The following is a 25,439-nucleotide window of genomic DNA, read 5'->3' on the forward strand; positions in this document are numbered from 1 at the left end:
CCCTCACGTTCCTCGCGAAACGCCCGTCGCACCTCGGATTTGGCCAGATAGCGGGGGCTGATACCGGGCAACGAGCGCGTGACCGATCGCGGCCAGCTGCTCGCGGACGCCCGGCGGGCCGGTCACCTCGACCCACTCGACCAGGCCGGCCAGCTCGCCGGCGAGCGCGTACTCGCTGTAGCCGCGGATCGTGACCTCGATCCGGCCGTCGGCGGTGGCCGCGCCCGTAAGGAGGCGGTCGCCGATGATCATCCGTAGCCGGCTCATGCCGTCCGGGGTGCACAGCGCCTGGATCTCCAGCGGTGTCCGCCGGCGGTCGATCTCGGCGGCGATCTCGCGCCAGCTGCGGGCCAGGTCGAAGCCGTCGGGCCGGTGCACCGGGTCGCCGGTCGGCTCGGCCGACGACACCCGGTCGATCCGGAACGTCCGCCGACCGGCCTCGGTGTGGCCGACCAGGTACCACGACGGACCCTTGGCCACCACGCCCAGCGGGTGCACGGTCCGCTCGGTGGTGACGCCCGCGCTGTCGACGTAGCCGAGCCGCACCTGCACGCCCTGGATCACCGCGTCCTGCAGCAGGCCGAGGAACCGGGGCAACTCATAGGCGGGCCGGCTCGAGCCCCACTTGTCCGGGTCGGTGACCAGCGACGACGCGGCGGCCTCGGCCGGCCCACGGAACGGCTCGGGCAGGGCGCGGACGAGTTTGCGCAGCGCCGCTTTGACGGCCGGGGTCGCCGAGGCCGGGCCGGCCACCAGGAACAGGGCCCTCGCCTCGCCCGCGGTCAACCCGGACAGGTCGGTGCGGGCGCCGCCGATCAGGCGCCAGCCACCGCCGCGGCCGGGCTGGGAGTACAGGGGCACCCCGGCCACGGCCAGGGCGTCGAGGTCGCGGCGGGCGGTGCGCTCGGACACCTCCAGCTCCCGGGCGACCTCGGTCGCGGTCACCTGCCCGCGCTGCTGCAGAAGGAAAAGGACGGCCATCAGCCGGTCGGCTCGCACCCCGGCCACGATCCTCGGTAAAGCGGTCAGGGGATGACCGGTTTCGGCCCGCACCATGACGTCATGACCTCAACCACGACATTTCCCGAACCCACCCTCGTCGCCGTCAACGGGGTGGAACTCGAAGTCTTCGAAGCCGGCCCGCGCGACGGCCGGGCGATCGTGCTGTGCCACGGCTGGCCCGAGCTCGCCTTCTCGTGGCGCCACCAGGTGCCCGCCCTGGCCGCGGCCGGCTACCACGTCATCGTGCCCAACCAGCGCGGCTACGGGAACTCGTCGCGCCCGGCCGGGGTGACCGACTACGACCTCGTACACCTGGCCGGTGATCTTGTTGGTCTGCTCGACCACTACGGCCACGAGAACGCCACCTTCGCCGGTCACGACTGGGGCGCCATGATCGTCTGGGGCCTGGCCCTGCTGCACCCCGACCGGGTCGACAAGGTGATCAACCTGAGCGTGCCCTACCCCGAGCGCGGCGAGAAGCCGTGGGTCGAGTTCATCGAGGACATGCTCGGCAGCGATTTCTACTACGTCCACTTCAACCGGCATCCGGGCGTCGCCGATGCCCTGTTCGCCGCGAACACGGCCCGGTTCCTGGGCAACCTTTTCCGTACGGACATGCCTCCGGCGGAGATGCTCGAGCTGGCCCGGATCGACGGGCCCGGGGGCGAGCCGCTCATGAGTGACAGCGAGCTGGCGGTCTTCGTCGCCGCGTTCGAGAAGTCCGGGTTCACCGGTGGCATCAACTGGTACCGCAACGCCGACCGCAACTGGCACCGGCTGGCCGACGTGGATCCCGTCATCAAGAAGCCGGCCCTGATGATCTACGGCGCCCGCGACGTGGTGCCCCGGGCCCGGAACCTGACCGCGTACGTGCCGGATGTCGAGGTGGTCGACCTGGACTGCGGGCACTGGATCCAGCAGGAGAAGCCGGCCGAGACCACCCGCGCGATCCTGGAGTGGCTCGACCGGCGGAACGCCACCTGAGCCTGGGCCTTAAGGTCGGACCATGACCGAGTGGCTGCCCGAACGTGTCGCCGCGGCCGAACGGGAGTCCGGGACCAGCTTCGACCTGACGGCCTGCGTCCGCGAGCCCATCCACCGCCTCGGCGGCGTCCAGTCGTACGGCGCCCTGCTCGCTGTCACCCGCGAGCGGGTGGCCGTGGCCAGCGACAACGCCGAGGCGGTGCTGGGCGTCGCCGACCTGGCCGGGGCGCCGATCGGCCGCATCATCGACGAGCAGCAGCGCGACACCCTGTGGTCGCTGGCCGAGACCGACGCCGGGCAGACCGCGATGATGCCCCTGGAGCTGGGTGCTCGCCGGTTCGACGTCACCGTGCACCGCTCCGGCGAGCACGTGGTGCTCGAGTTCGAACCGGCCCCCGACACCCCGGAGTTCGGCACCCTGTACGCCCCGGTCCGCCAGGCCCTCAACCGGCTGCAACGCGCCGCCACCGTGGTCGAGGCGTGCCAGGACGCGGTCCGCGAGATCCGCGAGCTGACCGGCTACGACCGGGTCGTGGCCTACCGCTTCGAGCACACCGACGGCCCGGGCGAGGTCATCGCCGAACAGGTCGCCGACGACTGGGAGCCCTGGCTGGGCCTGTGGTTCCCGGCCACCGACATCCCGCCGCAGGCCCGCCTGCTGTACGAGCGCAACTGGATCCGGGTCATCGCCGACGTCGAGGACACCACGGCCCGGCTGGAGCCCGGCGGTGAGGAGCTCGACCTGTCCCTGTCGGTGCTGCGCACGGTGTCGCCGTTCCACCTGGAGTACCTGCGCAACATCGGGGTCACCTCGTCGATGTCGGTGTCGCTGCTCGACGACGGCCGGCTGTGGGGGCTGATCGCCTGTCACGGCCGCCGCCGTAAAGTGCTCAGCCCGCAGACCCGGGCCGCCTGCGAGTTCTTCGGCGTCGCGCTGTCGCTGCACCTGGCCGCCCTGCGCGAACGCGACGAGGCCGCGGCCCGCGAAAGGTCCCGGACGGTGATCGCCCGCCTGCTCGAGCGGTACTCGCTGGATCTGGCCATGCGCTGGTCGAGCGACCCGGCCGGGCTCGAACAGGTGGTCGACTGCGACGCGGTGCTGGTCTGCAGCGACGGCACAGTTGTGTCGACCGCGCCCGAGCTGAAGGCGCTGCCCGAGGCGGTGACGGTGCCGCCGCTGGGCGAGGTGTGGCACAGCGACCAGCTGCCCGGCGAGTTCCCGGGCGCGCTGGTGCTGCCGTTCGGTCCCGGCGGTGACTGCATCGTGTGGCTGCGCCGCGAGCGCACGGTGCCTCGCCGCTGGGCGGCCGATCCGCGTACGCCGGTGGTGCTGGGCCCGCACGGCGAACGCCTGACCCCGCGCGGTTCGACCGCGGTGTTCCTGGCCTCGGTGCGCGGGCGCAGCATGCCGTGGACCACCACCGACCTGGCCATGACGGTCGAACTGGGCCGGGCCGTGATGGGCGTCGCCGTCGCCCACGCCCGGCAGCTGGCCGAGGCCAACGTCGACCTGGACGCGTTCGCGCACGCCGCCGCGCACGACCTCAAGGAGCCGCTGCGCGGGATCGCCAACACCTCGACGTTCATCGCCGAGGACGCGGCCGGGCAGCTCGACGACGTGACGCTGCGCCGGCTCGAGTCGATCCAGCGGCTGGCCACCCGGATGGACACGCTGCTGAACGCGTTGCTGTCGTACGCCCGCCTCGGTCGTACGGCGTTGAACCGCTCTTCGGTCCCGGTCGGTGAGGCCGTCGCCCGGGCGCTGGAGGTCGCCGGGCCGCGGCTGACCGAGGCCGGTGTCCGGGTCGAGGTGGGCGACGGAAAGATCGACGCCGATCCGCTGCTGCTCGACCAGGTGCTGGTCAACCTGCTGGTCAACGCGGGCAAGTACGCCCGCCCGGGCGGCGGCACGGTCGCGGTCGGGGTCGACGGCGACGCGCTGGTCGTCTCCGACGACGGCATCGGCATGCCCGCCCACCTGCGCGAACAAGCGTTCCAGCTGTTCCGCCGGCTGCACCCGGAGGCCGCCCGCGACGGGTCCGGGGCCGGGCTGGCCATCGTCCGGCGCATCGCCGAACGCCACGGCGGTCAGGCCTGGGCCGAGGAGTCCCCGAGCGGCGGCACCACGGTGCGGGTCACGTTCACGTCCCGCGAGCGCCAGTAGTCCAGCGTCTGAGCCAGCACACTCTGGAACAACGCGAAGTTGACCGGCTTGTAGATGTAGCTGTCGGCGCCCGCCGCGTAGCAGGCCTCCGCCTCGGCCTGGTTCTCCGACGACGTGAACACCACCAGCCGCAGCGCGTCGAACCCGGCGTCCGCCCGCACCTGCCGGATCACGTCGAGGCCGCCCTCGCCCGGCATGTTCAGGTCGAGCAGCACCAGCTTGGGCCGCGGCCGCCCGGCGTCACCCAGCCGCGGCAGCACCCCGGTGCCCGAACGCAGGAACTCCAGCCCCACGTCGGGATGCGAGCGGCCGATCGCGCGGGCTATGGCCTCGATGTCCTCGTCGGAGTCCTCCACGACCAGCACCAGATCAGTCACCGGACCGCCTCACCCTCAGCGCCAGCAGCGCGATGTCGTCAGCCGCGTCGGCGCTGCTGCTCAACCCGTCGACCAGGGCCTGCACCGGTTCGCCGCGCAACCGGTCCAGGGCCCGGGCCAGGCCGTCCTGCTCGAACATGGTGCCGTCACCGTCGCGGCTCTCGGTCAGCCCGTCGGTGAACATCACCAGCGTGTCACCCGGCCCGAGCCGCAACGTCGACGACCCGAACTGCGGGCCGTCCAGAACCCCCAGCGGTACGCCGCCACCCGCACCCCGCCCGGCCGTGCCGTCCGCGCGCATGACGACCGGCGCCGGATGCCCGGCCGAGATCCACTCCACGGCGTACCCGTCGGCGTCGGGCCGCAGCAGCGCCACCGCCGCGGTGATGAACCGCCACGACCCGTCCAGCCGCAGCCGCGCGTTGAGCCGGGTCAGGGCCCGCTGCGGCGACAGGCCTTCCTGCAGCAGCGCGGTCAGGGTGTGCCGGGCCATCCCGGTCAGCGCGGCCGCGTCGACCCCGCGCCCGCACACGTCGCCGATCACCGCGGCCACCGCGCCGTCGTCACGCACCACGGCGTCGTAGAAGTCCCCGCCGACCTCCAGCTCCCGGTCCCCGACCGTGTAGGACGCGGCCAGTTCGAGCCCCTCGGTCCAGGGCAGCCGGGTCGGCAGCAGATGCTGTTGCATCCGCGTGACCTCCTGGCGGCGTTGCTCGTACAGGGTGCCGTTGTCGATGGCCAGGGCGGCCCGGGCCGCCAGGTCGCGCAGGAACGCCGCCGGCGGGATCCGGTCGGCCGGGCGGTCGAACAGGAACACCAGTAACCCGATGACCCGGCCCCGGGCCCGCAGCACCAGCGCGTGCTCGCCCGGCTCGGCCATCCGCCGCACCTCGTCGGGGTCGCGCAGCATGTCGCCGAGCAGCCGCATGTCGACGTGCACGGCGCTGCGCAGCACCGGCTTGCCGTCCTCGTACACATAGACCAGGCAGCCCTCGGCGATGGCGGGCACGGCCATGCGCGGCACCCGGTACATGGTCTGCTCGGTGTCGAGCACCGCGTCCATCTGCAGCGACGCCTCGGCCAGCAGCGCGTCGCGGACCTGCTGCTCCTGGTCGCTGCGCACCTCGGACAGCCGCCGCACCGCCTCGTGGGTGACCTCGACGACCTGGGTCAGGCACACCGCGACCGGTTCCGGGTCGGCGCTGTCGTCCAGCGCGACCAGGATCGTGCCCCCGGCCTCGCCCGGCTGGTCGAAACGGGCCGCGACCACCCGGGCCACACCCTGTTCACGCAGCTCGGGCCCGGCCTCGATCACCCGGGCCGGCCCGGCGGTCGCCGGCGCCAGGTTCTCGACCAGTTTGCGCCGGTCACCGACCAGGGGCAGACCCTGCCACCGGTACGCCAGGACGGTGTCCCCGGGCCCGGCGTGGCGCAGCCCCCACACCGCCCTGACGCCCGGTAGCTGCTGCAGCGGGGGCAGGACGAGCTCGGCCAACTGCTCACGGGAAGTGATGACGACCGCGGCCCGCCACAGGCGGTGCAGCGCCGCCGTCCACTCCGTCACCGCTCCGCCCCCTGATCACTTGCCTGCCTGCAACTATCCCCCGCCGGGGATGATCCTGTCAGCCGGCCACCAAGCCGGTCCGGCGGGGTAGGGAGCTTGCAGCCTGAGCACGAAACAACGGAACCCAGCGTCCAGCGTCGTACTCGCGGCACGCCGGCGGACGGCTCGGCCGCGAGGACAAGTGTCGGTCAGTAGCCTTCGCCGGAAGCCGTGGCCCTGGCGGGCGGCTGCTCGCCGCGCCCACGGGCCGCGAAGTCGTCCAGGATGGCCGCGGTGGCGGTGGCGCCGAAACGGGTGGCGCCGGCCTGGTGGAGGGTGAGCAGGGTGTCGAGGCTGTGGACGCCGCCGGCTGCTTTGACCTCGATATGTGAGGAGACCGCCGCGCGCATCAGCCGGATGTCGGTCAGGGTGGCGCCGCCGGGGGCGAAACCGGTGCTGGTCTTCACGAAGTGCGCGCCGGCCTTTTCGGTGAGGCGGCAGCCGGTGATCTTCTGCTCGTCGCTCAGGTAGGCGTTCTCCAGGATCACCTTGACGACGTGGCCCTGGGCGGCGGCGACCACGGCGGCGATGTCGTGGACGTAAGCGGTGTCGCCGCTGCGGAGCCGGCCGATGTGCAGGACCATGTCGATCTCGTCGGCGCCGGCCTCGACGAGTTCGCGGGTCTCGGCCGCCTTGACCGTGGTGCGGGTGTCGCCGTGCGGGAAACCGGCCACGGTCCCGACCAGCACGCCGCTGCCCGCGAGCAGAGTTCTGGCGAGCTCGACGTCGCAGGGACGGACGCAGACCGAGGCGACCTGACGGCGGGCGGCGATCTCACAGCCGTCGGGTCTCGACCAGCAGCGGCTCGTCAGCCGGGACGCGCAACAGGTCGCTGTCGGCGCCGGCGCGTTGCGCGGTCAGCCGGGAGGAACCCAGCGTGGGACGAAGTCCTCGCTCGTGCAGGGCGCGGTGCAGCGATCCGGTCTCCAGGTCGAGGTCGAGCAGCGCGTCCAGATGCGGCGGGAAGCAGGCGTACTCGACCGCCAGCGGCACGTCGTCGGCGAATCGGACCAGCGAGATCGAGACCACCCGCGGCGCCGCCGCGGTCAGCTGCAACGCCGCCGCCTCCTCGGCTGAGGCCGCTCGGACTTCACCCGCCACCAGACGCGATCGCGGAATCCGCCCCCAACGGCGCACCTGATCCTGAAAACTCATCAACGTTCCCGCCGCCCGCGGCTCGGGCCGCTGCCGCACGAACGTGCCCCGCCCCTGGATCCGCTCGATCAGACCGTCGGACTCCAGGGCGTTGAGCGCCGCCCGGACCGTCATCCGGGCAACGCCGAACTCCTCAGCAAGCGCCGACTCGGCCGGCACCACGTCCCCGGGCCGCGCCCGGTCCAGCCGGGCCCGCAGCTCACGCTCGATCCGCACATACAACGGCGCCTTGCCCACGCGACTCCTCCAGGTCCTCTAGACAACCTAGAAGACCCCGTGGCCACCAGACAGCGTCAACCAGCCTTGAGCCAAGGCGCACCGAGCGGGCTCGGTAAGCCCGGCTCGCTGTCACGTCCCCGCGCGATGCTTCTCCTGAACGCTTCCTCTCAGCGTTTCGCGCACAACCTGAACACCGTCCCGGCCATAGCCGCCCCAGCTCCACTGCCAGAAATCACTCATCACACCTCGTCTCGAATTATTGGATTACTAATACTGGCAATCCATTAAACCAGAAACGGACATAATGCCGGTTACACCATAGTGTCAGTTTTGATGTATCCCTACTGTCTCAGTGGGAGTTTGGTTGCATGCACTCTGATCACGACGGCAAGAGGGCGGCCGCCGCGCGCCCGATGCACAGCCGGTCGAACTAGATCTCCACTTCGCCCAGTGGTACGGCCAGCTGAGGCGCGATGACATCCCAGTCGAAGCGTTCGGAGCGCTTATAGGACGCTGTTGCGACGCCTTGGTTGGCGTTCACAAATGCCGCCACTTTCATCTGGAAGCTCGTCCACAGCCGGTCGGCACCTCGCCACGCCACGCCGGTGATCGAGTTCAAGCCGGACTCCAACGCGGTGGTGACCCGGTCCGCCCCCATCGTGTAGAGCGTCCACCCGTCACCGTAGGGATCGATGCCCCACATCCGGTTGCCGCTCACCGGGTGCCCGGCGGAATGCTCGGGCGGGCCGACCAGCGTGCTGAAGATCCAATGCCGGGCGTCGAAATGGGAGCACACCACCAGCGACCGGTCGATGGTCATGGGGAACGGTGGGAGGAGCGGACTGAGGACGTTCACCTGGATGTCGATGACCGTGCCAACGGGATTGTCGGACTCCCAGACCGGCCCGTCGATCGCGGCGTCGAGCGGCGGGAAGCTCGAATTGTCGGTGTCGAAGAATTCGTCGAAGTGCCGGCGGACGTAATCCAGCAGCGACTCCGGCGTCGTCTGCACCCCTTCGAGGATCGGCAGCTTGGAGATCTGTGCCGGGTAGTAGTCGAGGTTGACGTCACCTCGTCCGGCCGTAACCGGCACTACGTACAGCCGTCGCTGGAGCAACTTCTGCGCCAGCTGGTACGACACCCGATGATCGAGCAGACCGCGCCAGGCGATCCAGTCACTACTGGTGCTGGCCCGGATGATCGGGGAACCGTCCGGAGCGGCAGGGCCGGTCACCTTGGTGGTGTCTCCGTTGCGCTGGATTTCCACACTCGACACGTCACCCGGTGCCATCTCGGCAATCTTGCGAGCGGCCGCGTTCCGTTCCGGATCGGCGATACGATCGCCGGCGGCGAAATCGTCGAGGATCGAGCCTGACAGCTGCATCGCCTTCTGCGGATCGACGACGCCGGCCTTGCCGGCGTCGTCGATCACGCCGAGCTTCTTCTTGGTGATCTCGACTCCGGCGTCCGCGCTGGAGGTGTCGCCAACGACCTTCTTCAACGCACTCATCCGGAGGCCGTGGGCCTCCTCCGAGGTGATCTTCCCGTCGGCCTCGGCCGAGTCGATCGCCGCGAACGCGCGGTCCTTGGCCGCCAGCATCCCGGCCTGCTTCGCGAGTTCGCTCGCCTCCTTGCCGAAAGCCAAGGCGCTCTCGAGGTTCTGTTTGTACGCCGCCGCTGCGTTGGCCTGCGTCCCGGTCAGCCCTGTGAGGTCGCGGAACGACTCCTGGCCGAGCAACTGGGCAATGGTGCTGAGGCTGGAGGGATCGGGGGCGGACGGGGCGTTCTGCACGTTCACGATCGGTGCCGGGTACGGCGTCGGGGTCGCGTCCGGTGGCGCATCGGATCGCGAATCGGTGCTGGTCGGTCCGATAGCTGGCGGTTCGTCCAGTGGATAGTCCTCCCACCGCCAGAACCGCGAGTCGTCGATTCGTTCACAGGCATTGCAGGCCCCCATGACCGCCTCGGCGAAGACCCCCTTGGTGGGCAGACTGATCCGGGCCGGTGGGACCGGCGTCGGCGGCGCGTAGTAGGCGAACAATCCGCTCGGATCGTCGTCGGTGGTCTCCGGCTGGTTCTCGGCCATGCGAATCAGCGGGTCGAGGCGATTGCCCGGGGCCACCGGCAGGACGAGCGAGTTGCCGACGATCCCGATCAGCTTGTTCTCGACCACCTGCGCGACGGACCGCCCTCCGCCGTTCGGCGCGTGATATCCGTCAAGCAACATGTAGCGGCGGCTAGGGTCCATCGACCACCAGATGGCATGGTGGTAGTACTCGATGTTGGCGTTGAGGTGCTGCATCAGCCGGTCGGCGCGGCGCCGGTCCTCGTTGCGAGGGCTGCGCCGCTCCCAGGAGTCGAGCGCAGTTCGCACCCGGACCGGATCGGCGGTGCTCGCATCGGCCGTGAAGGTGATCAGCGGGAAGGTGCCGGTGGGTACCAGCCGCGGCCCGTCGAGGTCGTCGTTGAGGCGTGTCTCGGCCGCCAGCCGGTGCCCGAAGGAGTCGGTCGCGTAATCGCACCGCAGTGATCGGACCACGCAACGCACCGCGTCGGGCACACCATTGTTCGATTCCACGGTCAGCGATGCGATGTCCGCGCGCCGCACCCCGGTGACCGTGGCCCGGAAGCTGACCAACAGCCGCCGGTCCGCCTGATACCGGCTCGCCAGCGTGAAATCGCCGGTCGCAGCGGTCCGTGAGCCATCGCTACGGATCACACCCAGCGTGAGTCCGTTGACGAAGCGGGCGGCAAACCGTGGCATGTAGTCCCGGTGGAACTTGCGGTACTTAAGATCCTCGTTGGCCTGGGCTTTGAGAGCACTGACAGCGTTCGAGGCAGCACTGGTGATGGCTGCGGGGACGGCCACAGCGAGCGGCGGGAAGAAGATCGATGCGATGATCGCGCCGGCCGATTGCTCGAGAGCGGTCGCTGCGGCGCTGGTGTCAGTGACGGCCGGCAAGGGCGGCGGGTACGCGAGAAACTCGATCTCGAACTCGCCGCTGATGTCGGTGACGGTCTCGTCGGCGTAGCGATTTTCCGGCGTCGTCTCGTCCTGCCAATCGGTCCGGACGCGGCGCAACGCCTCCATGGCTCCGGACAGTTCGGGCCGCAGCAGGTACGGCTCGATCTGGTCCCGCCAGCGTAGTGCTTTGTCCGGATCGAACGGGCCCATGGGCAGCGGCACGAACAGGCACTCCTTGACTTCGACCAGATCGTGCCGCATCTGGAAATGTCGGAGCACCTCGAAATACTGGATGGTGAGGGCGTGGCAACGGTTGTGGTTGGCGACCACATCGGTCTCGGCCCGGACCGCCTCACTCTCCCCCACGGTCGACACGACACTGCTCCGGATGCCTCTGATTGCCGAGGCAGCTTGCATGACCCGGTCGCGGAGCGAGTTCATCGAGGTCGAGGCGAAGTTGCGCGACGAGTTCTGCCACGCCTCACTGTCGGCCCGGCTGAAGCCGCCCGAGATACCGAACAATGCGCCGAAGTTGAAGCCCTGATACGAGCCGTTGCCGGCCCCGCCGGTGCCGGCACCCACACCCCATACCGACGACGTCGACCCACCTCGGGACTGCTCGGCGAGGGCCGCGCTGATGACCTCGGTGACGTCGCGGTTGCGCTGCAGGTCGGCGTTCACCGACTCGCTGAATACGGTGTCCTCGCGCCGGGTCGCGGACTCCTCACGCTGCCAGTCGACGACGGAGATCAACTTTTTCTGGCCCGGCGCGAGAGGCAGGCTGTAGAGCAGGTCGCCCAGGGAGTAACCGTCGGCGAACCACGTCTGACGGAAATGCAGCAGGTGGCCGTGCGCGGCGGCCACGGCCTGGAAGAGTTCCGGCTCGCCGTCCCAGACCACCTGCCGGTCACCGAAGTCACGCCGGGACTCCGCCTCGAAATCAGCGTCGTCGCTGACGGCGGGTTGGCTGGTTCGCACGACGGTCCAGAAGTCGAATTCCTCGATTGCCCGGTTCGGCGCGGTGAAGTTGACGCATCCCGCACCCAGGTCGGCCGAATAGGTGGACGACGACTCGGCCAGATCGTCCTGACCGGGCAGTCGCGGAACGTCGGTCGCGGAGCCACAGGTGCATCCGGACGTCTCGTGCTCATGCTCGGCCGCCTCAACGTCGATGACGATCAACGGTTCGGGCGCGATCAGACCCAGCTCGGTCGGCAGGGGGATCGGGTCTGCAACGCCGGGGATGAGGGCGCGGGCGGTGGTGATCGCGACATTCGGATACTCGACGAAGAACCGGCCTGACTTGTCGGTGCGGCCGACGGCCAGCGGCCGGAACGTCTCGTGACCGGCCGTGGTGGCCTCGATCAGGACCTGCAGGCAGTGGATGCTGCATCGGCCGCCGCTGTCCACAACCCGCCCGCCGACACGGGGCCGCGGTGGGGCCGCCCGTGGCCGCCGGGGCAGTTCCAACCCGCCCTGCCCGAACGGAATGATCAGTTCACCGAGGTCGTCAAAGGTCTCCTGCATGTCGCCCGGCGGCACCATCGGGATCTCGCGGACCAGCACGCCGGCCGGCGACAAGATCCGTACGGCCCACTCGCTCAGATTGACGAAGTTGAAGACCAGCACGAACCGGCCGTCCGATGCTGTCATCGCGGTCGTGACCACCTGCTCGTCCGGGCCTTCGTTCCAACCGGAAGCATGCGACTGGACCGTGACGCCCTCTACCGCCAGCCCGCCGGCCTCGCCTAGCACCACACGACCAAGGACTACGTGAGCCATGCCGGAATGCTCTGCGAGCCGGGCTCCGGCCCGTGTCACGGAAAAGACACTGTCGGTAACAGAACTCTTGTTGCCCGATGTCTGACCAAAGGTCAGGCCAGCTGCGGAGGTGCCGACCTGAGCGTCCGCCCAGGCGGTCGGTGAGGCTCGCGGGGGCACCCGTACCGAATCTGCCCGCGTGCCGCTCGGCCACATCGGATGCGAGTCCGCGTGATTGTCTCAGTGTTCAGCACCGCAGGCGGGGGGCGAGTCCGTCGGCCGATGCCGGGCGGTCGCGGTAAGTCTTCGCTACGAACTCGAGTAGGCGGGTGATGTCGCTGGTGGTGGAGGCCACGCCGAACGAGATACGGATGGCGCCGCCGGTGGGGACGCCCAGGACTTTCAGGTAGTCGTCGACGGTGCGTACGCCCCAGCCGCGCATGCCGCGCAGCACCCGCGGCCGGATCCCGAAGGCGCCCTCCCCGGCGCCCGGGTTGCAGAAGCAGCCGGTTCGCAGGGACAGGCCGTCGGTCAGGGCTTCGGCGGCGACCAGGCGTTCGTCGACCACCACGCCGGAGGGGTCGAGCAGGTTGAACGCCACCGTCGCGCCGCGCCCGGCGTTGTCGGCCGGGCCGTACAGGCGCACGAGTGGCTGCCCGTTGCCGTGGGTCAGCGCTGACAGACCGGTCAGCACGGTGCTGGTCAGTGTGGCCACCTGCGTACGGACGGCTTCGCGGCCGAGGTCGGTGAGCCATCGCAGGCCGTACGAGACGTCGGGGATGTCGAGGAAGTTGAGGGTGCCGTCCTCGAAGGCGGTTTCGTCGGGGGCCAGTTCGTGCCATTCGGCGCCGACGCTGACCGCGGCGATCGTGCCGCCCGCGAACCACGGCCGCCGCAGCCTCGCGAGGGCGTCGCGCCGGGCGACCAGGCAGCCGACGCCGGTGGGGAACCCCATCACCTTGTACCAGCTGATCGGCACGAAGTCGGGTTTGACGGCGCTGAGGTCGAGCGGGTTGGTCGGCAGGTACGCGGCCACGTCGAGCAGCACGTCGTAGCCGGCGTCGTGGGCGAGCGCGACCCAGTCGAGGGGATGCTGGACCCCGGTGAAGTTGCTCTGCGCGGGGAACGCGAACAACCCCCGCCGCCGGCGCAGGGCTGCGCGCACGTCGTCGGTGGCGACCCGCAGCGACGGCGGGGTCAGGGGCACATAGCGGCGGCGGGCCCGGGCGCGGCGGGCGAACTCGCGGATCCCGTTGACCGAGTTGTGGTTGTCGAAGGTCATCACCAGGTCGCGGGCACGGCCGAACGGGTAGGCCTCGCCGACCAGGCGGCAGGCGCCGGACGCGTTGGCGGTGAAGATCGCCGCGTACTCGGCCGGGTCGGCGTTGAGGAACCGCAGCACGTCGCGGCGGGCCTGGTCGACCAGGGCGGTGGACGCGGCCGACGCGGGGTTCTCCGAGTGCGGGTTGCCGTACGCGCGGGCGGCCAGCCTTTCCTGGTGGTGGCGCAGCTGCGACTGCGAGTACACCCCGGCCCCGGTGTAGTCGAGGTAGACCTCACCGCCGGCGTCCAGATGGGCGTATTCGGTGGCCCGGAGTTGCTCAGACACGGCGGCGCAGCACCCCCCACGTGGCGGCGGTGAACACCAGCGTCATGGCGGCCAGGATGGTCCAGTCGACCCACAGCGCCCGGCTGAACGTGTCGCCGTAGGTGGCCAGCAGCGGCGGCCCGAGCGGGGACGCGCCCGACGCCCACAGCTGTTCGACGCCGGCGGAGTGCCCGAGCGCTTCGAACGACCACCGGTTCGACATGGCGTAGCTGATCCACCGGCCGACCGGCGCCATCACCGGCACCGGCAGGATCGCCCCGACGAACAGCACCTGCGGGAAACACAGCATGGGCAGCAGCAGCCCGACCTGGGCCACGTCGGACACGGCGGCCGAGCACAGCAGGCCGAGGGTGAGCGCGCACGCCGACGCCAGCAGGGTGGTCAGGTAGAGCCCGGCGCTGAACGCGGGCAGCCGGTCGAGGGCGCGCAGCACCCCGAGCAGCAGCAGGTCGACCACGGCCAGCATGGGCATGAGCAGCAGGATCTTCGCGGCCAGATACGGCCCGCGGCGCAGCCCGGCGAACACTTCGCGGCGCAGGATGGCCAGTTCGGTGCAGATCTGCAGCAGGCCGTAGCTGAGCCCGAAGAAGAACACGCCGAACGCGATCCAGAACAGGATCATCACGGTGGTGGCGGGGTCGGGCCGGGCCGGGTCGAACGCGCCGGCCTCGAACAACATCAGGAACATGGCCAGGATGACCAGCGGCGACCCGGCCAGGATCGCCAGAGTCAGCGGATCGGACCGCAGCAGAGCGACGTTGCGGCGGGTCAGGAGCGCGATCTGATTGAGTACGCCGGGAGCCTGCGAAGCCTCGTCCGGTGCGCGTTCGGCCGGGGCCGGTTCGGGCGCATGCTCCCAGGCCGGCGCGTCGGTCAGCCGCCCGTAGATGCCGGCCACGTCGTCCGCCCCGAAATGGCCGGGCGCATCGGCGGGCCGCCCCGCGAACACCAGCCGCCCGCCGGGGGCGAGCACCACCACGGTGTCGCAGCGGTCGACGTCGGCCGGGTTGTGGGTGGTCAGCACCACCGGCACCCCGTCGGCGGCCAGCCGGCGCAGCACCGCGAGCAGTTCCGCGGCCGCCGCCGGGTCGAGCCCCGAGGTCGGCTCGTCCAGGAACAACGCGCCCGGCCGGGCCAGCAGCTCGACGGCCACGCTGGCCCGTTTACGTTCACCGCCGCTGAGGTCACCGACGCGGGTGCCGGCGCGGGCGGCCAGGCCCAGCCCGTCGAGCACCTCGGCCACCCGCCGGTCGGCATCGGCCGCGGGCAGGCGCAGCCGGGCCGCGTACTGAAGGGTTTTCCGCAGTGGAAGTTGCTGGTGGATGATGTCGTCTTGCGGCACGTAGCCGACCGGGCCGCCGCCCCCGCCGAAGCGCACCCGGCCCTCGGCGGCCGGTTGCACCCCGGACAGCGCGTCGAGCAGTGTCGTCTTGCCGGCCCCACTGGCCCCGATGATCGCCACCAGCTCGCCGGCCCGCACGCTCAGCGAGACGTCGTCGAGGGTGCGCCGCCCGCCCCGCACGATCTGCCCCAGGCGGTCGGCCTGCAGCGACAGTCCCCGGGCCGAGTCCACAATAGGCATGCGGCCACGCTACTGGGGGCGTACGACAAAATCAGGCCCGCAGCTGCTCGGCCAGGTCGCGGGCGAAGGTCTGGACGGCGGCCTGCGTGCTGGCCGGTTCGGGATAGACCGTGATGCCGACCAGCAGGTTGCTGACCCGGAAGTACAGGCTGGTGACGCGGATGTAGGCCTCGTCGGCCAGGTTCGGCAGTTCCACGAAGCCCAGCGGGGCGAACTCCCGCAGCTTGGTGCTGGCCGCGTCCGGCGCGTCACCCCGGCTGGCCGAGATCACCGCGTAGGCGACGGTGAGCTTCGGGCCGTCGGAGTCCGGCAGCCACAGGTCACAGTTGTTCTTGCCGTCCGGCTTGGCGACGTACGGGGCGCCCAGCCGGGGCATGCTCGACTGCAGCGACGTGCACGCCTCGGGTTCGGTGCGGAAGTCGCCCTCGTCGTCGAAGACGCCGGCCAGGTAGGCGGTGAACACCGCGGCCACCACGAACACCACCGTCATGACGGCGATCAGGACGCGGCGCCGGCGGCGCGAGATCACGGGGGCTTCCACAGCGGGCCATCCTAGATGACGATCTATCCTCACCGGGTGGACCTGGGGATCGAGCAAGCGCGACGGATCTGGCTGCGGGCACAACGCCTCGACGACGCCGTGCCGCCCGCACCCGATCCGGCCGCCGTGCACGTGTTGTCGCCGTTCGATCAGGAGCTCAGCGCGGCGAGCCGCCGCCGCAGATGGGCCTGTTCCGGCTCGGTCCCGGCCAGGTCCAGAGCTTTCCCGTACGCGGAGACGGCCTCACCGCGGCGGCCGAGCCGCTCGAGCAACTCCCCGCGGGCGACGTGCAACGGCCCGTAATCGCGCAGCTTGTCGGAATCGCGGAGCGCGTCCAGCAGCACCAGACCGGCCGCCGGGCCGTCGCGCAGGGCCACCGCCGCCGCCCGGTTCACCGCCACCACCGGCGACGGCGTCAGCACCAGCAACACGTCGTACAGGGCCACCACCTGCGGCCAGTCCGTGGTCGCGACCGACGCCGCCTCGTCGTGCAGGGCCGCGATCGCCGCCTGCACCGCGTACGGCCCGGCCGGCCCACCGGTCAACGCGACCCGCACCAGAGCGAGCCCCTCGGCGATCATCGGCCCGTCCCACCGCCCCCGATCCTGCTCCTGCAGCAGCACGATCGAACCGTCGGCGGCTGTCCGGGCGTCCCGGCGGGCGTGCACGAGCAGCATCAACGCCAGCAACCCGGCCACCTCCCGCTCGGCCGGCAGCAGCAACCGCAGGATCCGGACCAGCCGGATCGCCTCCGCCGCCAGATCGGCCCGCTGCAGGCTCGGCCCCGAACTGGCCACGTACCCCTCGGTGAAGATCGAATAGAGCACCTGCAGCACACCCGGCAACCGCCCGGGCCACTCGTCGGCCCCCGGCACCCGGAACGGGATCCGCGCCTCCCGGATCTTCTTCTTGGCCCGCACGATCCGCTGCGCCATCGTCGCCGGCGGCACCAGATAGGCCCGCGCCACCTCCGGCGTGCCCAACCCGGCCAGGCACCGCAACGTCAACGCGCCCCGCACCTCCGGCGGCAGCGCCGGATGCGCGCACGTGAAGAACAACAGCAACCGGTCGTCCGGGAACTCGGCCCCCTCGACCGGCTCCGTCACCGCGTCCACCTGCATCAATGCCAACTTCGCGGCGTACGCCTGATCCCGGCGCAGCCGATCCACGGCCTTGCGCCGAGCGGTCGCCATCAACCACGCCCCCGGCTTGGCAGGCACCCCCTGGACCGGCCAGTGCACCAGAGCCGCCTCCAACGCGGCCGAGGTCACCTCCTCGGCCAGGTCGAGGTCCCCGAACCGCCGCACCAGCGCCGCCAGCAACCGCCCGTGCTCCTCCCGGAACACAGCCTCCACGGCCGCGCCGGTCTCAGACGAACTCACGCGAAGTCGGCAACCGGCCGCACCACCACGGAACCACCGCCCAGCGCCCCCGGACAACGGGCCGCCCACTCCAGTGCCACATCCAGATCCGGCACGTCGATCACGTAGAAGCCCCCGAGCACCTCCCGCGTCTCCGCGAACGGCCCGTCCACCACGGTCCGCGTCCCGTCGGCCGCCACCCGCACACTGGTCGCGGTCACCAGGTCGGCCAGCGACTCCCCGGACACGAAGATCCCCGCGTCCTGCACAGCCTTGTCGAAGTTCACCCAGTCCTGCACGTCACACCCGTCCGCCGACCCGTCCTCGGCCACCGACCCCGCGTTGATGAGCAGCATGTACTTCACAGCAGTTCCTCCTCTGTCATGAGCGGCAACCCCGCCGCACACCCCCACGACGAACAGAACCCGCCCCCATCGACACGACCCCGAGATTATTTTCCCGCACCTGTCGACCAGGATGACCCGATGCGGATGTCCGTGATGATCGCCCAGGTCCCCGCCGTCTGGAACGTGACCACCAACCTGAACACCGTCAAGGACGTGCTCGACCAGGCCCACCCCGGCGACGTGGTGGTTCTGCCGGAAGGCATGCTGTCCGGCTACGACGAGGACCTGACCCCGCTGGACGCCCTGGATCCTGCCGCCATCGACGACGCCGTCATGCAGGTGGCGCGGCTGGCCACCGGCAAGCAGGTGCACGTCTTCTGCGGATCGCTCCTGCCGCAACCGGGCGGATGGTGCAACGCCGCCCTGTTCTTCCCCGCCGACGGCCCCCGCCACCAGGTCTACCGGAAGATCAACCTCGCGATGAACGAACGCGACCGGCTGCACCCCGGCCACCACCTACCGACCTTCGACGTCCCGAACCCGGACGGAACCGCCACGGCCGGGGTCCAGCTGTGCCGCGAGATCCGCTTCCCGGAACAGTGGCAACACCTCGCCGCGAGCGGAGCCCACCTGTTCGTCTACCTCACCAACGCCGCCAACACCCGCGAACCCGAAGGCGTCTGGCGCAGCCACCTGATCAGCCGGGCCGCCGAGAACCAGCGCTTCCTGGCCTCCGCCAACATCACCCACCCCCACCAGCACTGCCCCAGCATGCTGATCTCCCCGCGGGGCGAAGTGCTCGGCGAACTCCCCGCCGGCCGCGACGGCATTCTGCGGCACACCATCGACCTGGACGAAACCGGAACCTGGTACCTCGGCCAGCGCCGCCAAGACGTCCTCTCCCTCGACTACCACCCACTGCACCGCTGACGCCTGTCCTCAGGCTTGCCGTGATGCCAGTTCCACGATCGTGACGTCCGACGGGGCGCCGACCCGGGTGGGCGGACCCCAGGCGCCGGCGCCGCGGCTGACATACAGCTGGGTGTCGCCGTAGCGTTCCAGGCCGGCCACGGTGGGATTCGCCGCCTCGGCCACATGGGTGAGGGGCCACAGCTGACCGCCGGACGCCGGCCAGCGTGAACCCCGGCAGCTGGGCCCGCGCGTTCTCCAGCGGCCGCCGGCCCATCTGGCGAACCTTCTCGATCCACAGGTCGGCGCCGGAGATGTATTCGTGGTTGCCGGTCACGAAGTAGGTGCCGTGACGGGCCCGCAACCGGGCCAACGGCTCGACGGCGTCGCGGAGTTCCACGACGTAACCGTCGACCACGGCACCCACCACGACGGGGCAGCTTCACGGAAGGAACCACGATGCGCTGGACCGCGGAACCCTCGAGCACACCTTGGGTTCCGTAGCCGCACGATGGGAGGCGACCGAGGAACCGGCCGAACGCAGCGCCTCTCGACCCGCACCGGCACCGGACCAAGCAGAGTTCAGCTCTCGGGTGTCGCGGAGCGGACGAAGTCGTCAACGCCCGCCTTGGTGACGCCCAGGCGGGCCAGCAGGCCGGACTCCGTGGGCTCCTCCTCCAGCAGGGCGAGCAGGATGTGCCCGGTGCTCACCGAATCCTGCTGGAGGCGAAGCGCCTCACGGAACGTCAGCTCCAGCGCCTTGCGGGCGCGGGCGTCGAACGGCAACAGCACCGGCTCCTCGGCGTCCGGGCCGGCTGCCGGCGGCAACGCGGTGATCACAGCCGCCCGCAGTGCGTCGGCCGACACCCCCGACGCGGCCAGGGCCCGTACGCCGATCGTGTCGGTCGCCGCGACCAGCCCGAGCAGCAGATGCCCGGGGTGGATCTCGTGGTGGCCGGTCTCTTTCGCCGCGGCCATCGACGCGACCACGACACTGCGGGCCGGAGCCGAGTAGCGGCTGAAACCGTTCGACGGATCGTCCGGCACGAAACGTTTCTGGGCCGCCTGCTTCGACACGCCCATGCTGCGGCCGATCTCGGTCCACGACGCGCCCGAACGACGCGCCTGGTCGACGAAGTGACCGATCAGATGGTCGGCCAGCTCCCCCAGCCGGTCGCTGAGCAGCACGGCATCGGACAAGCGCTCGAGCGCGCCGTCCGGACGGTTCTCGGTGATAGCGGAGATCAGATCATCCAACCGTACAGGAAAAGTCATGCCGTCAACCCTAGGTTGACGGCAGACGAATCGTCAACCTAGGGTTGACGCGAGGCCTCGCGGCGACCGCGCTTGCCCAACGGCACCTCGGCCATATCAACCGTCTGCACCGACACACCCTTGATCGGATAACCGTGCTCGGCCATCCACGCCTCCGCCTTCACCTGCGCCCGCACACCGGCCGCCGCCACCTCGTCCGGCCCCTCCACCACTTCGGCGAACCGGAACGTGAAGAACGGCCGCGCCAAGTCATAGGCCAGATAACCCTCGGCGGTGTACTGCGTGTTCATGAAATCGTGCGCCGCCGCACCCGCCCGCAACTCCGCCACCTGCGCCTCGCTCAAACCGTCGAAGCTGCCCCGCACCGTCACCCGCACTGTCCGACCCATGGCCGCCACCCTGCCAAAGACCACCCCGGCGCGAAACCGGATTACGGCCACCCGACCTCGTCCAGGAACTCCTCCACCGCCACCACGATCCGCGCCAGCACCGCGATCGTGTCCGTCAACGGCCCCGGCACGTACATCCCGTGATTCGCGGCCGGCACCTCGACGACATAAGGGGACAACCGCCGCGCCGCCGCCCGGTCCCACACCGGATCCGCCGAACCCCCGACCAGAAGAAACGGCGCCGTCGCCCGCTCCAACGCAGCTGTCAACCAGGGCGCCGTCAACACCGGAGTCAGCCACACCGCCGGCAAACTACGATCCGCGGCCAGACCCGCAGCGAAACACCCCAACGATTTCCCGATCAGCAACGGCTGACCCGGCAAACCGTCGAGAACCGGCGCCACCTGCGCCTGCACCCACAACTCCCGCTCGGGCCCCGGACCCGGCGGCTCCTCAGACCACATATGCCGGTGCACCACCGCCCCCCGATGAGACGCCACATCACCCGCATACATCGGAAGCGGTGCACCAGGCCCGAACTTAGCTCCAGGAATCACCACCGCATCGGCCATGCCGAAACGCTATCGGGGCTGAAAGCGGAACGCGATGCCCCGCGGATCATCCACCTCGACCAGACCCTCCACCGTGGTGAACCCGGCCAGCCGATCCAACGCCGCCGACGCCGACGACACACCACTGAGCTGCACCGTGAACCCCCGGAAAGCCAGCCACGTGTCCACCGCCACCTCATCCGGCCCCAAACGATCGATGTCACCCGACACCGAAGCCACCACCCGGATCCGCGCCCCGACCTGCTCGGCCACCCGCACCACCACCCGGTCGTACCGGTGATGGCCCCGGAAATAGACACTCGCCTCGGCCGGCTCGGCGAACGACGCGCACGACACCTCGACCCCGGCCATCGCCCGCCAATCAGCCGCCGCCCACGGCAACCAATCCAGATCGAGACCCGCCCGCTCACCCTCGACCGGTGCCAACGGAACCGCACACGTCCACGTCAGAGCCGGCGGCAACCCGACCACCGGATTGTCGAACAGCAGACCCGACCACCCGCCACCCTCGGCAGCGGTCAGCGCGCGAGCCTCCAGCCCACCCTTGTCGTCAGCCACGGGCGGCAGTTAATCACAACCCCCCGACACTTTCCCGAACCGCCACCGTCAGCAGATGACTGCTCGCCCCCAGCAAACTCGGCTCCTCCTCCACGACCCGAAGCCTGTCCAGCAACAACGCCGGATCCCCGAGAAAACCGTCGAGCGCCGCCGGACTCATCCACAACGGACCCTCCACCGACACCACCCGCCGCAACACCAGACCCGCGTCAGCCACCTCACCCGCCAACTCCTCCGGACGGTGGAAATACGCGCTCGTGAACCAGCGCGGCACCTCATCCGGATTACCGTGCCGACCCTGGGCCAGCACCCGCTCGACCAACGGCCCGAACGCCGGATCACCGAAGAACCCCTTCACGAACCCGTCGAACAACGACGCGAACCGGCTGATCGTCGCCGCCACCACCACCCCACCCGGACGCACCACCCGACCCGCCTCACGCCACGCCGCCAGCCGATCCGACCGCTCCTGCAGGTGATAAAGAGGACCCAGAAGCAGTACGGCATCCGCGCTCGCATCGCCGGCCGGCAACTCGCGAGCGTCCCCCACCATTGCCCGTACGCCGGGCAGGCCACGCGACACGGCCACGTGCTCAGGCACCGGGTCGACGACGGTCACCTCGTAACCCGCCTGCGCCAACGGCGCCGCATAGACACCGGTCGCACCGCCGACGTCGAGCACCACGGCCGGTGACGCCGGCAACGTCCGGATCAAGACATCCCACGTACGCAGGAACTCGAGCCGCCCCGCGCCGGAGCTCAGCCGATCCCGCTCACCACCGCGCAGGTAGTAGTTCAGAACCTCAGGTCGCAGCATGCCCCCGATGGTCCAGCCCACGAACAGCCCAAGCCAAATGGTTTTGGTCGCCAGGTGCGGGCGGCCCGTAGGGTCGGCCGTCCTTTGTGTTATTGATCTCCGCGTGTAAGCCGTCCTAGGATGGATCAATCTGAAGCGATACCGAGATTCGACCGCGTCAGCTCCGCCTGGACCCGCATGATCTTGAGGCCGGACGACGGGTCGCGCCGGATCGCCTCGGCGTTCTCGCGCACTCGCCGCCCGACAGCGACAGCCCAATCGCGGCCGTCGTCCCTACCCGCGCTCTCGGCCACGTCAGTAGTCCTCATCGCCGCCTCAAGATCACCCCGGATCACCTGCAGACAGAAGAGTTCCTCCTGGAAATGGACGTTCTCCGGGCACTCGGCAGCGTCGGCTTCGACCAGCGGTGCAAAAGTGGCCAGGGTGCCGAACGATCGAAGTACGGCAGGGCCTGGTCCCGGATCAGGTCGAGAATCTCCAGCATCGGTCCCTCAGCCTCCGGCACGGACGTGGGCGCCGGGGCCGGCCAGTAGGGGTCGATCTCGCCTTGACGATGGAAGTGCTGCCAGCGCCCAGTGACGCCGTCCTCGGGTTTGGCCAGGAACACCACCAGGTATTTGGCGTCGAAAGCAGACGAGAAGTTGCTGCCTCCGAGCGTTACGCAGCAGGCCAGCCAGCCGACCGGCCGACGACAGAGGAACCCACCCGACCGGCTGGCGACTTCCCATTCGCCGGGCAACCGCGGGATGACGTACTGCTTCATTCCACCCCGCCACACACGGACCTTCACGGTCGCCCCCTGACACAGCCGGGCCGAAACCTGATGAGGCCCATCCTTCCTGGCCAGCCAGCGCGCAAACGGCCAGATCAAGAAACGCCGCGTCGACGAGGGCGGGTCGCGACGGTCTCACGGGTGGTGGTACCGCACGCTTGCCGGACCAGAGTTCCCCTCGTCAGGCGAAACCCCGGTGTACTCAACAAGACGAACCGCGTCGGTCTGAGCGATGACGACCGAGTGGCCCCTGTTGTTCGAGGCTCTCCGTCGCGTTGCGGTCAAAGCCCCGGCTGAGCGGTTTGGTCGGAGTTGCGGGCGGCCCGAAGGGACGACCGTCCGATGTGGTGTCGGTCTCTGCGCCTAAAGCATCCTAGGATACTAGGGTTTCGTCGACGCAGCCCGTAGTCGTGGAGGCAGGCGCACCAACCCGACCGTCACAGTCCCGATGCCCGCCAAGTGCGCGCCCGCTGGGAATGTTGTGGCGCCGCCCGACGCATGAGCATCGAGCGAGGCGGCGGCTTCGTCGGCCGGCCGACAGGGCAGCGCGGACGGAGTATCCGGCAAGATCGTGTGGGGTGGGTGCAGATCGTAAGGTGGCGGGATGACCAGCTTTCGCGAGGCGACCGCCGTCGATCAGAACCTGCGGGCCGAGCTCGATGCGCAGTGGGCGGTCGGCGACAAACTGCACGGCGGCTACCTGATGGCCGTGATCGGGCGCGCGGTGGCCGCCACCGCCCCGCTCCCCCACCTGGTGGCGATGACCACGACCTTCCTGCGCCCGCCGTCGCCGGGGCCGGCCCAGGTCGAGGTCGAGACGCTGCGCGCCGGGCGTACGGCCGGGCAGTACCGGGCGCGGCTCGTGCAGGACGGGCAACCGTGTGCGGAAGCGCTGGTCACGCAGGGTGCGCTCGACGCGGCCGAGCCGTTCTGGCGGCGGGACAAGGCGCCCGACCTGCCCGCCGAGGAGGATTGTTTCCGGCTGCCCGCCACCGCGCCCGGCCAGCCGTTCCCGGTGCCGCTGCTCGATCTGGTGGAACACCGGCTCGACCCCGCGGTCCTGGGGTTCGCGGCCGGCGAGCCGTCGCCGGTGGGGCGGGTCGCGGGGTGGCTGCGGCTGGCCGACGGGGCCGACTGGGATCCGCTGAGCCTGCTGATCGCGACCGACCCGGCGCCGCCCGTGTCCCTGACGCTGGGCATCACGGGCTGGGCGCCGGCTCTGACCCTGACCGCTTACGTGCGGCGGCTGCCCGCGCCCGGGCCGGTGCGGGTGGTCATGCACGCCAGCGAGATCACCTCGGGCCGCATGGACGAGACCGTCGACGTCTGGGACTCGGGCGACAACCTGGTCGCGCAGGGGATCCAGCTGGCCGCCGTCCGGGTTCAGGGCAGCGGGACCACGTAGGAGTCGACCCGGGCGATCAGGCCGTCGCGGAAGGTGAACAGGTCGTTGAAGGCGAAGCGGAACGGGCCGTGCTCGACGGTCGCACCCCGCCCCTCGCCGGTCGTGACGACGGTGGCGCCGTCCTCGTAGACGCGCTGCACGTCGAGCGCGGGACTGCCGGTGAAGGCCGGGTTCTCGATCTCGCCGTCGAAGTCGTGCTTGCCGTGGGTGATGCGGTGGCCGTGGATGACCCACTCGACGTCGTCGGTGAGGGTGGCCAGGATGCGGGCGTGGTCGCTGGTACGGAAGCCCTCGAAGTACTGGGCGACCAGGTCGCGCTGAACGGTCATCGGGTGCTCTCCAAAAGGTAGGTGGACAGGGCGTCGAGGATCCCGCTCAAGCCGTCGGCGGCCTGGGCGGTGCGCAGTTCGGGCGGCAGTCTGTGCTGGTGGACGGTGAGGTCGGTGCCGCCGACGGCCGGGCGCAGGGTCACCGTCGTCCGCAGGCCGGTGCGCGGCTCGTCGAAGACCAGCTCGCGCGGCGGCGCGACGGTCACGTACACGAACGACAGCCGGCCCGCGGCGGCGCTGCCGGGGGCGTACGTGTCGAGCGCGAACGTGCCCCCGGGGCGCAGGTCGACCCGCACGGAGTCGACCGGGACGGTGGCGTGCGACCCACCCCAGAAGGCGGCGATGCCGGCCGCCGTGGTGAACGCGGCCCAGACCCGCTCGGGCGGGGCCGGCAGACGGCGCTCGGCGATGAGCTCGTCGCCACGCAGGCGGGCGGTCACCGGGCCTCGAGGTGCTGGGTGAGCGCGTCGAGCCGGTCGTCCCACAGGCGGCGCTGCTCGTCGACCCAGGCCCCGACCAGCGCCAGCTGATCGGGGCGCAGGCGGCACGGGCGGCGGGTGCCGTCGCGGCGCTGCTCGACCAGGCCGCAGCGCCGCAGCACGCCGACATGGTGCGAGATGGCCTGCTGGGTCAGGTCGAAGGGCTCGGCCAGCTCGCTCACCGTGGCCTCACCCCGGGCGAGCCGGCTGACCAGCGCCCGGCGCACGGGGTCGGCCAAGGCGGCGAAAGAGGCGTCCAACATG

25 protein-coding genes are annotated in these 25,439 nt (G+C 70.4%); 4 read left to right on the forward strand and 21 right to left on the reverse strand.

Translation table 11 applies throughout. The features are described 5' to 3' along the window. Positions 1 to 3: 3 nt before the first annotated feature. Complete coding sequence (locus M1L60_RS03455) at positions 4 to 1,056, reverse strand: helix-turn-helix transcriptional regulator (RefSeq protein ID WP_253235780.1); 1,053 nt, start codon at positions 1,054 to 1,056, stop codon at positions 4 to 6. Positions 1,057 to 1,062: 6 nt separating this feature from the next. Here M1L60_RS03455 and M1L60_RS03460 point away from each other — a divergent pair, with 6 nt between their 5' ends. Continuing rightward, complete coding sequence (locus tag M1L60_RS03460) at positions 1,063 to 1,986, forward strand: alpha/beta fold hydrolase (protein ID WP_253235781.1); 924 nt, start codon at positions 1,063 to 1,065, stop codon at positions 1,984 to 1,986. Between the two features lie 22 nt (positions 1,987 to 2,008). Continuing rightward, positions 2,009 to 4,150 carry an ATP-binding protein gene (locus tag M1L60_RS03465; protein ID WP_253235782.1) on the forward strand — a complete coding sequence of 714 codons (2,142 nt, stop codon included), beginning with the start codon at positions 2,009 to 2,011 and terminating at the stop codon, positions 4,148 to 4,150. Here the strand turns inward: M1L60_RS03465 and M1L60_RS03470 are convergent. From M1L60_RS03470 to M1L60_RS03515, 10 genes are all read right to left on the reverse strand, one after another. Beyond that, complete coding sequence (locus tag M1L60_RS03470; RefSeq protein ID WP_253235783.1) at positions 4,075 to 4,527, reverse strand: response regulator; 453 nt, start codon at positions 4,525 to 4,527, stop codon at positions 4,075 to 4,077. The genes M1L60_RS03465 and M1L60_RS03470 overlap by 76 nt on opposite strands. Further along, complete coding sequence (locus M1L60_RS47695) at positions 4,520 to 6,091, reverse strand: PP2C family protein-serine/threonine phosphatase (RefSeq protein ID WP_253235784.1); 1,572 nt, start codon at positions 6,089 to 6,091, stop codon at positions 4,520 to 4,522. Before M1L60_RS47695 ends, M1L60_RS03470 begins: the two co-directional genes overlap by 8 nt. Positions 6,092 to 6,279: 188 nt before the next feature. Then, positions 6,280 to 6,942 (reverse strand): deoxyribose-phosphate aldolase, encoded by a 663-nt coding sequence (deoC, locus tag M1L60_RS03480; protein WP_256515969.1) that lies wholly within the window; start codon positions 6,940 to 6,942, stop codon positions 6,280 to 6,282. Continuing rightward, positions 6,905 to 7,522: a GntR family transcriptional regulator gene (locus M1L60_RS03485; RefSeq protein ID WP_253235785.1), complete on the reverse strand. Its 618-nt coding sequence runs from the start codon at positions 7,520 to 7,522 to the stop codon at positions 6,905 to 6,907. The genes deoC and M1L60_RS03485 overlap by 38 nt, the downstream gene beginning before the upstream one ends. Positions 7,523 to 7,934: 412 nt before the next feature. Continuing rightward, entirely contained in the window at positions 7,935 to 12,410 is a 4,476-nt protein-coding gene (locus tag M1L60_RS03490) for a hypothetical protein (protein ID WP_253235786.1), read from the reverse strand. Between the two features lie 67 nt (positions 12,411 to 12,477). Continuing rightward, positions 12,478 to 13,839: an aminotransferase class V-fold PLP-dependent enzyme gene (locus M1L60_RS03495; RefSeq protein WP_253235787.1), complete on the reverse strand. Its 1,362-nt coding sequence runs from the start codon at positions 13,837 to 13,839 to the stop codon at positions 12,478 to 12,480. Further along, complete coding sequence (locus M1L60_RS03500; RefSeq protein ID WP_253235788.1) at positions 13,832 to 15,421, reverse strand: ATP-binding cassette domain-containing protein; 1,590 nt, start codon at positions 15,419 to 15,421, stop codon at positions 13,832 to 13,834. The genes M1L60_RS03495 and M1L60_RS03500 overlap by 8 nt, the downstream gene beginning before the upstream one ends. A 31-nt stretch (positions 15,422 to 15,452) precedes the next feature. Continuing rightward, a complete protein-coding gene (locus M1L60_RS03505; RefSeq protein ID WP_253235789.1) occupies positions 15,453 to 15,962 on the reverse strand; it encodes a hypothetical protein in 510 nt (169 codons plus the stop codon). A gap of 149 nt (positions 15,963 to 16,111) precedes the next feature. After that, positions 16,112 to 17,344, reverse strand: coding sequence for an RNA polymerase sigma factor (locus tag M1L60_RS03510; protein ID WP_253235790.1), 1,233 nt, complete (start codon positions 17,342 to 17,344; stop codon positions 16,112 to 16,114). Beyond that, complete coding sequence (locus M1L60_RS03515; RefSeq protein WP_253235955.1) at positions 17,341 to 17,679, reverse strand: YciI family protein; 339 nt, start codon at positions 17,677 to 17,679, stop codon at positions 17,341 to 17,343. Before M1L60_RS03515 ends, M1L60_RS03510 begins: the two co-directional genes overlap by 4 nt. A 129-nt stretch (positions 17,680 to 17,808) precedes the next feature. On the opposite strand from M1L60_RS03515, the gene M1L60_RS03520 reads away from it, so the two are divergent. Next, positions 17,809 to 18,600 carry a carbon-nitrogen hydrolase family protein gene (locus tag M1L60_RS03520; RefSeq protein WP_253235791.1) on the forward strand — a complete coding sequence of 264 codons (792 nt, stop codon included), beginning with the start codon at positions 17,809 to 17,811 and terminating at the stop codon, positions 18,598 to 18,600. 9 nt (positions 18,601 to 18,609) lie between these two features. Here the strand turns inward: M1L60_RS03520 and M1L60_RS46820 are convergent, their stop codons facing one another. From M1L60_RS46820 to M1L60_RS03555, 7 genes are all read right to left on the reverse strand, one after another. Then, a complete protein-coding gene (locus tag M1L60_RS46820) occupies positions 18,610 to 18,741 on the reverse strand; it encodes a hypothetical protein (RefSeq protein ID WP_256515904.1) in 132 nt (43 codons plus the stop codon). 420 nt (positions 18,742 to 19,161) lie between these two features. Next, positions 19,162 to 19,854: a Clp protease N-terminal domain-containing protein gene (locus tag M1L60_RS03525; protein WP_253235792.1), complete on the reverse strand. Its 693-nt coding sequence runs from the start codon at positions 19,852 to 19,854 to the stop codon at positions 19,162 to 19,164. 38 nt (positions 19,855 to 19,892) lie between these two features. Continuing rightward, on the reverse strand, positions 19,893 to 20,243 hold the full coding sequence (locus M1L60_RS03530) for a DUF6204 family protein (protein WP_253235793.1): 351 nt from the start codon (positions 20,241 to 20,243) through the stop codon (positions 19,893 to 19,895). Between the two features lie 41 nt (positions 20,244 to 20,284). After that, positions 20,285 to 20,815, reverse strand: coding sequence for an alpha/beta hydrolase (locus M1L60_RS03540; RefSeq protein WP_253235794.1), 531 nt, complete (start codon positions 20,813 to 20,815; stop codon positions 20,285 to 20,287). A gap of 9 nt (positions 20,816 to 20,824) precedes the next feature. After that, the gene (locus M1L60_RS03545) at positions 20,825 to 21,373 is read right to left on the reverse strand and encodes a hypothetical protein (protein ID WP_253235795.1); all 549 of its coding nucleotides are present in this window, start codon (positions 21,371 to 21,373) and stop codon (positions 20,825 to 20,827) included. Between the two features lie 13 nt (positions 21,374 to 21,386). Continuing rightward, positions 21,387 to 22,190 (reverse strand): class I SAM-dependent methyltransferase, encoded by an 804-nt coding sequence (locus tag M1L60_RS03550; RefSeq protein WP_253235796.1) that lies wholly within the window; start codon positions 22,188 to 22,190, stop codon positions 21,387 to 21,389. A gap of 331 nt (positions 22,191 to 22,521) precedes the next feature. Further along, positions 22,522 to 22,953: a hypothetical protein gene (locus M1L60_RS03555; protein WP_253235797.1), complete on the reverse strand. Its 432-nt coding sequence runs from the start codon at positions 22,951 to 22,953 to the stop codon at positions 22,522 to 22,524. A 613-nt stretch (positions 22,954 to 23,566) separates the two neighbouring features. Here M1L60_RS03555 and M1L60_RS03560 point away from each other — a divergent pair. Continuing rightward, positions 23,567 to 24,367, forward strand: a complete 801-nt coding sequence (locus tag M1L60_RS03560) for a thioesterase family protein (RefSeq protein ID WP_253235798.1) — start codon at positions 23,567 to 23,569, stop codon at positions 24,365 to 24,367. Here M1L60_RS03560 and M1L60_RS03565 read toward each other — a convergent pair. The 3 genes from M1L60_RS03565 to M1L60_RS03575 are packed head-to-tail and all read right to left on the reverse strand — an operon-like array spanning position 24,346 to position 25,438. Beyond that, positions 24,346 to 24,696 carry a nuclear transport factor 2 family protein gene (locus tag M1L60_RS03565; protein WP_253235799.1) on the reverse strand — a complete coding sequence of 117 codons (351 nt, stop codon included), beginning with the start codon at positions 24,694 to 24,696 and terminating at the stop codon, positions 24,346 to 24,348. The two genes, M1L60_RS03560 and M1L60_RS03565, sit on opposite strands and share 22 nt — an antisense overlap. Continuing rightward, positions 24,693 to 25,136 (reverse strand): SRPBCC family protein, encoded by a 444-nt coding sequence (locus M1L60_RS03570; protein ID WP_253235800.1) that lies wholly within the window; start codon positions 25,134 to 25,136, stop codon positions 24,693 to 24,695. Before M1L60_RS03570 ends, M1L60_RS03565 begins: the two co-directional genes overlap by 4 nt. Beyond that, complete coding sequence (locus M1L60_RS03575; RefSeq protein WP_253235801.1) at positions 25,133 to 25,438, reverse strand: ArsR/SmtB family transcription factor; 306 nt, start codon at positions 25,436 to 25,438, stop codon at positions 25,133 to 25,135. The genes M1L60_RS03570 and M1L60_RS03575 overlap by 4 nt, the downstream gene beginning before the upstream one ends. Position 25,439 lies beyond the last annotated feature (1 nt).

This window comes from Paractinoplanes aksuensis, from assembly GCF_024137025.1.
In the GTDB taxonomy this organism is placed as follows: Bacteria; Actinomycetota; Actinomycetes; order Mycobacteriales; family Micromonosporaceae; genus Actinoplanes; species Actinoplanes aksuensis.

Excerpts from the sequence above, each read along its gene's own strand:
- M1L60_RS03455 (WP_253235780.1), bottom strand. The coding sequence starts at position 1,056 with ATGGTGCGGGCCGAAACCGGTCATCCCCTGACCGCTTTACCGAGGATC.
- M1L60_RS03460 (WP_253235781.1), top strand. The coding sequence starts at position 1,063 with ATGACCTCAACCACGACATTTCCCGAACCCACCCTCGTCGCCGTCAAC.
- M1L60_RS03465 (WP_253235782.1), top strand. The coding sequence starts at position 2,009 with ATGACCGAGTGGCTGCCCGAACGTGTCGCCGCGGCCGAACGGGAGTCC.
- M1L60_RS03500 (WP_253235788.1), bottom strand. The coding sequence starts at position 15,421 with ATGCCTATTGTGGACTCGGCCCGGGGACTGTCGCTGCAGGCCGACCGC.
- M1L60_RS03515 (WP_253235955.1), bottom strand. The coding sequence starts at position 17,679 with ATGCTGCTCATCAACGCGGGGTCGGTGGCCGAGGACGGGTCGGCGGAC.
- M1L60_RS03520 (WP_253235791.1), top strand. The coding sequence starts at position 17,809 with ATGCGGATGTCCGTGATGATCGCCCAGGTCCCCGCCGTCTGGAACGTG.
- M1L60_RS03525 (WP_253235792.1), bottom strand. The coding sequence starts at position 19,854 with ATGACTTTTCCTGTACGGTTGGATGATCTGATCTCCGCTATCACCGAG.
- M1L60_RS03530 (WP_253235793.1), bottom strand. The coding sequence starts at position 20,243 with ATGGGTCGGACAGTGCGGGTGACGGTGCGGGGCAGCTTCGACGGTTTG.
- M1L60_RS03540 (WP_253235794.1), bottom strand. The coding sequence starts at position 20,815 with ATGGCCGATGCGGTGGTGATTCCTGGAGCTAAGTTCGGGCCTGGTGCA.
- M1L60_RS03550 (WP_253235796.1), bottom strand. The coding sequence starts at position 22,190 with ATGCTGCGACCTGAGGTTCTGAACTACTACCTGCGCGGTGGTGAGCGG.
- M1L60_RS03555 (WP_253235797.1), bottom strand. The coding sequence starts at position 22,953 with ATGAAGCAGTACGTCATCCCGCGGTTGCCCGGCGAATGGGAAGTCGCC.
- M1L60_RS03560 (WP_253235798.1), top strand. The coding sequence starts at position 23,567 with ATGACCAGCTTTCGCGAGGCGACCGCCGTCGATCAGAACCTGCGGGCC.
- M1L60_RS03565 (WP_253235799.1), bottom strand. The coding sequence starts at position 24,696 with ATGACCGTTCAGCGCGACCTGGTCGCCCAGTACTTCGAGGGCTTCCGT.
- M1L60_RS03575 (WP_253235801.1), bottom strand. The coding sequence starts at position 25,438 with ATGTTGGACGCCTCTTTCGCCGCCTTGGCCGACCCCGTGCGCCGGGCG.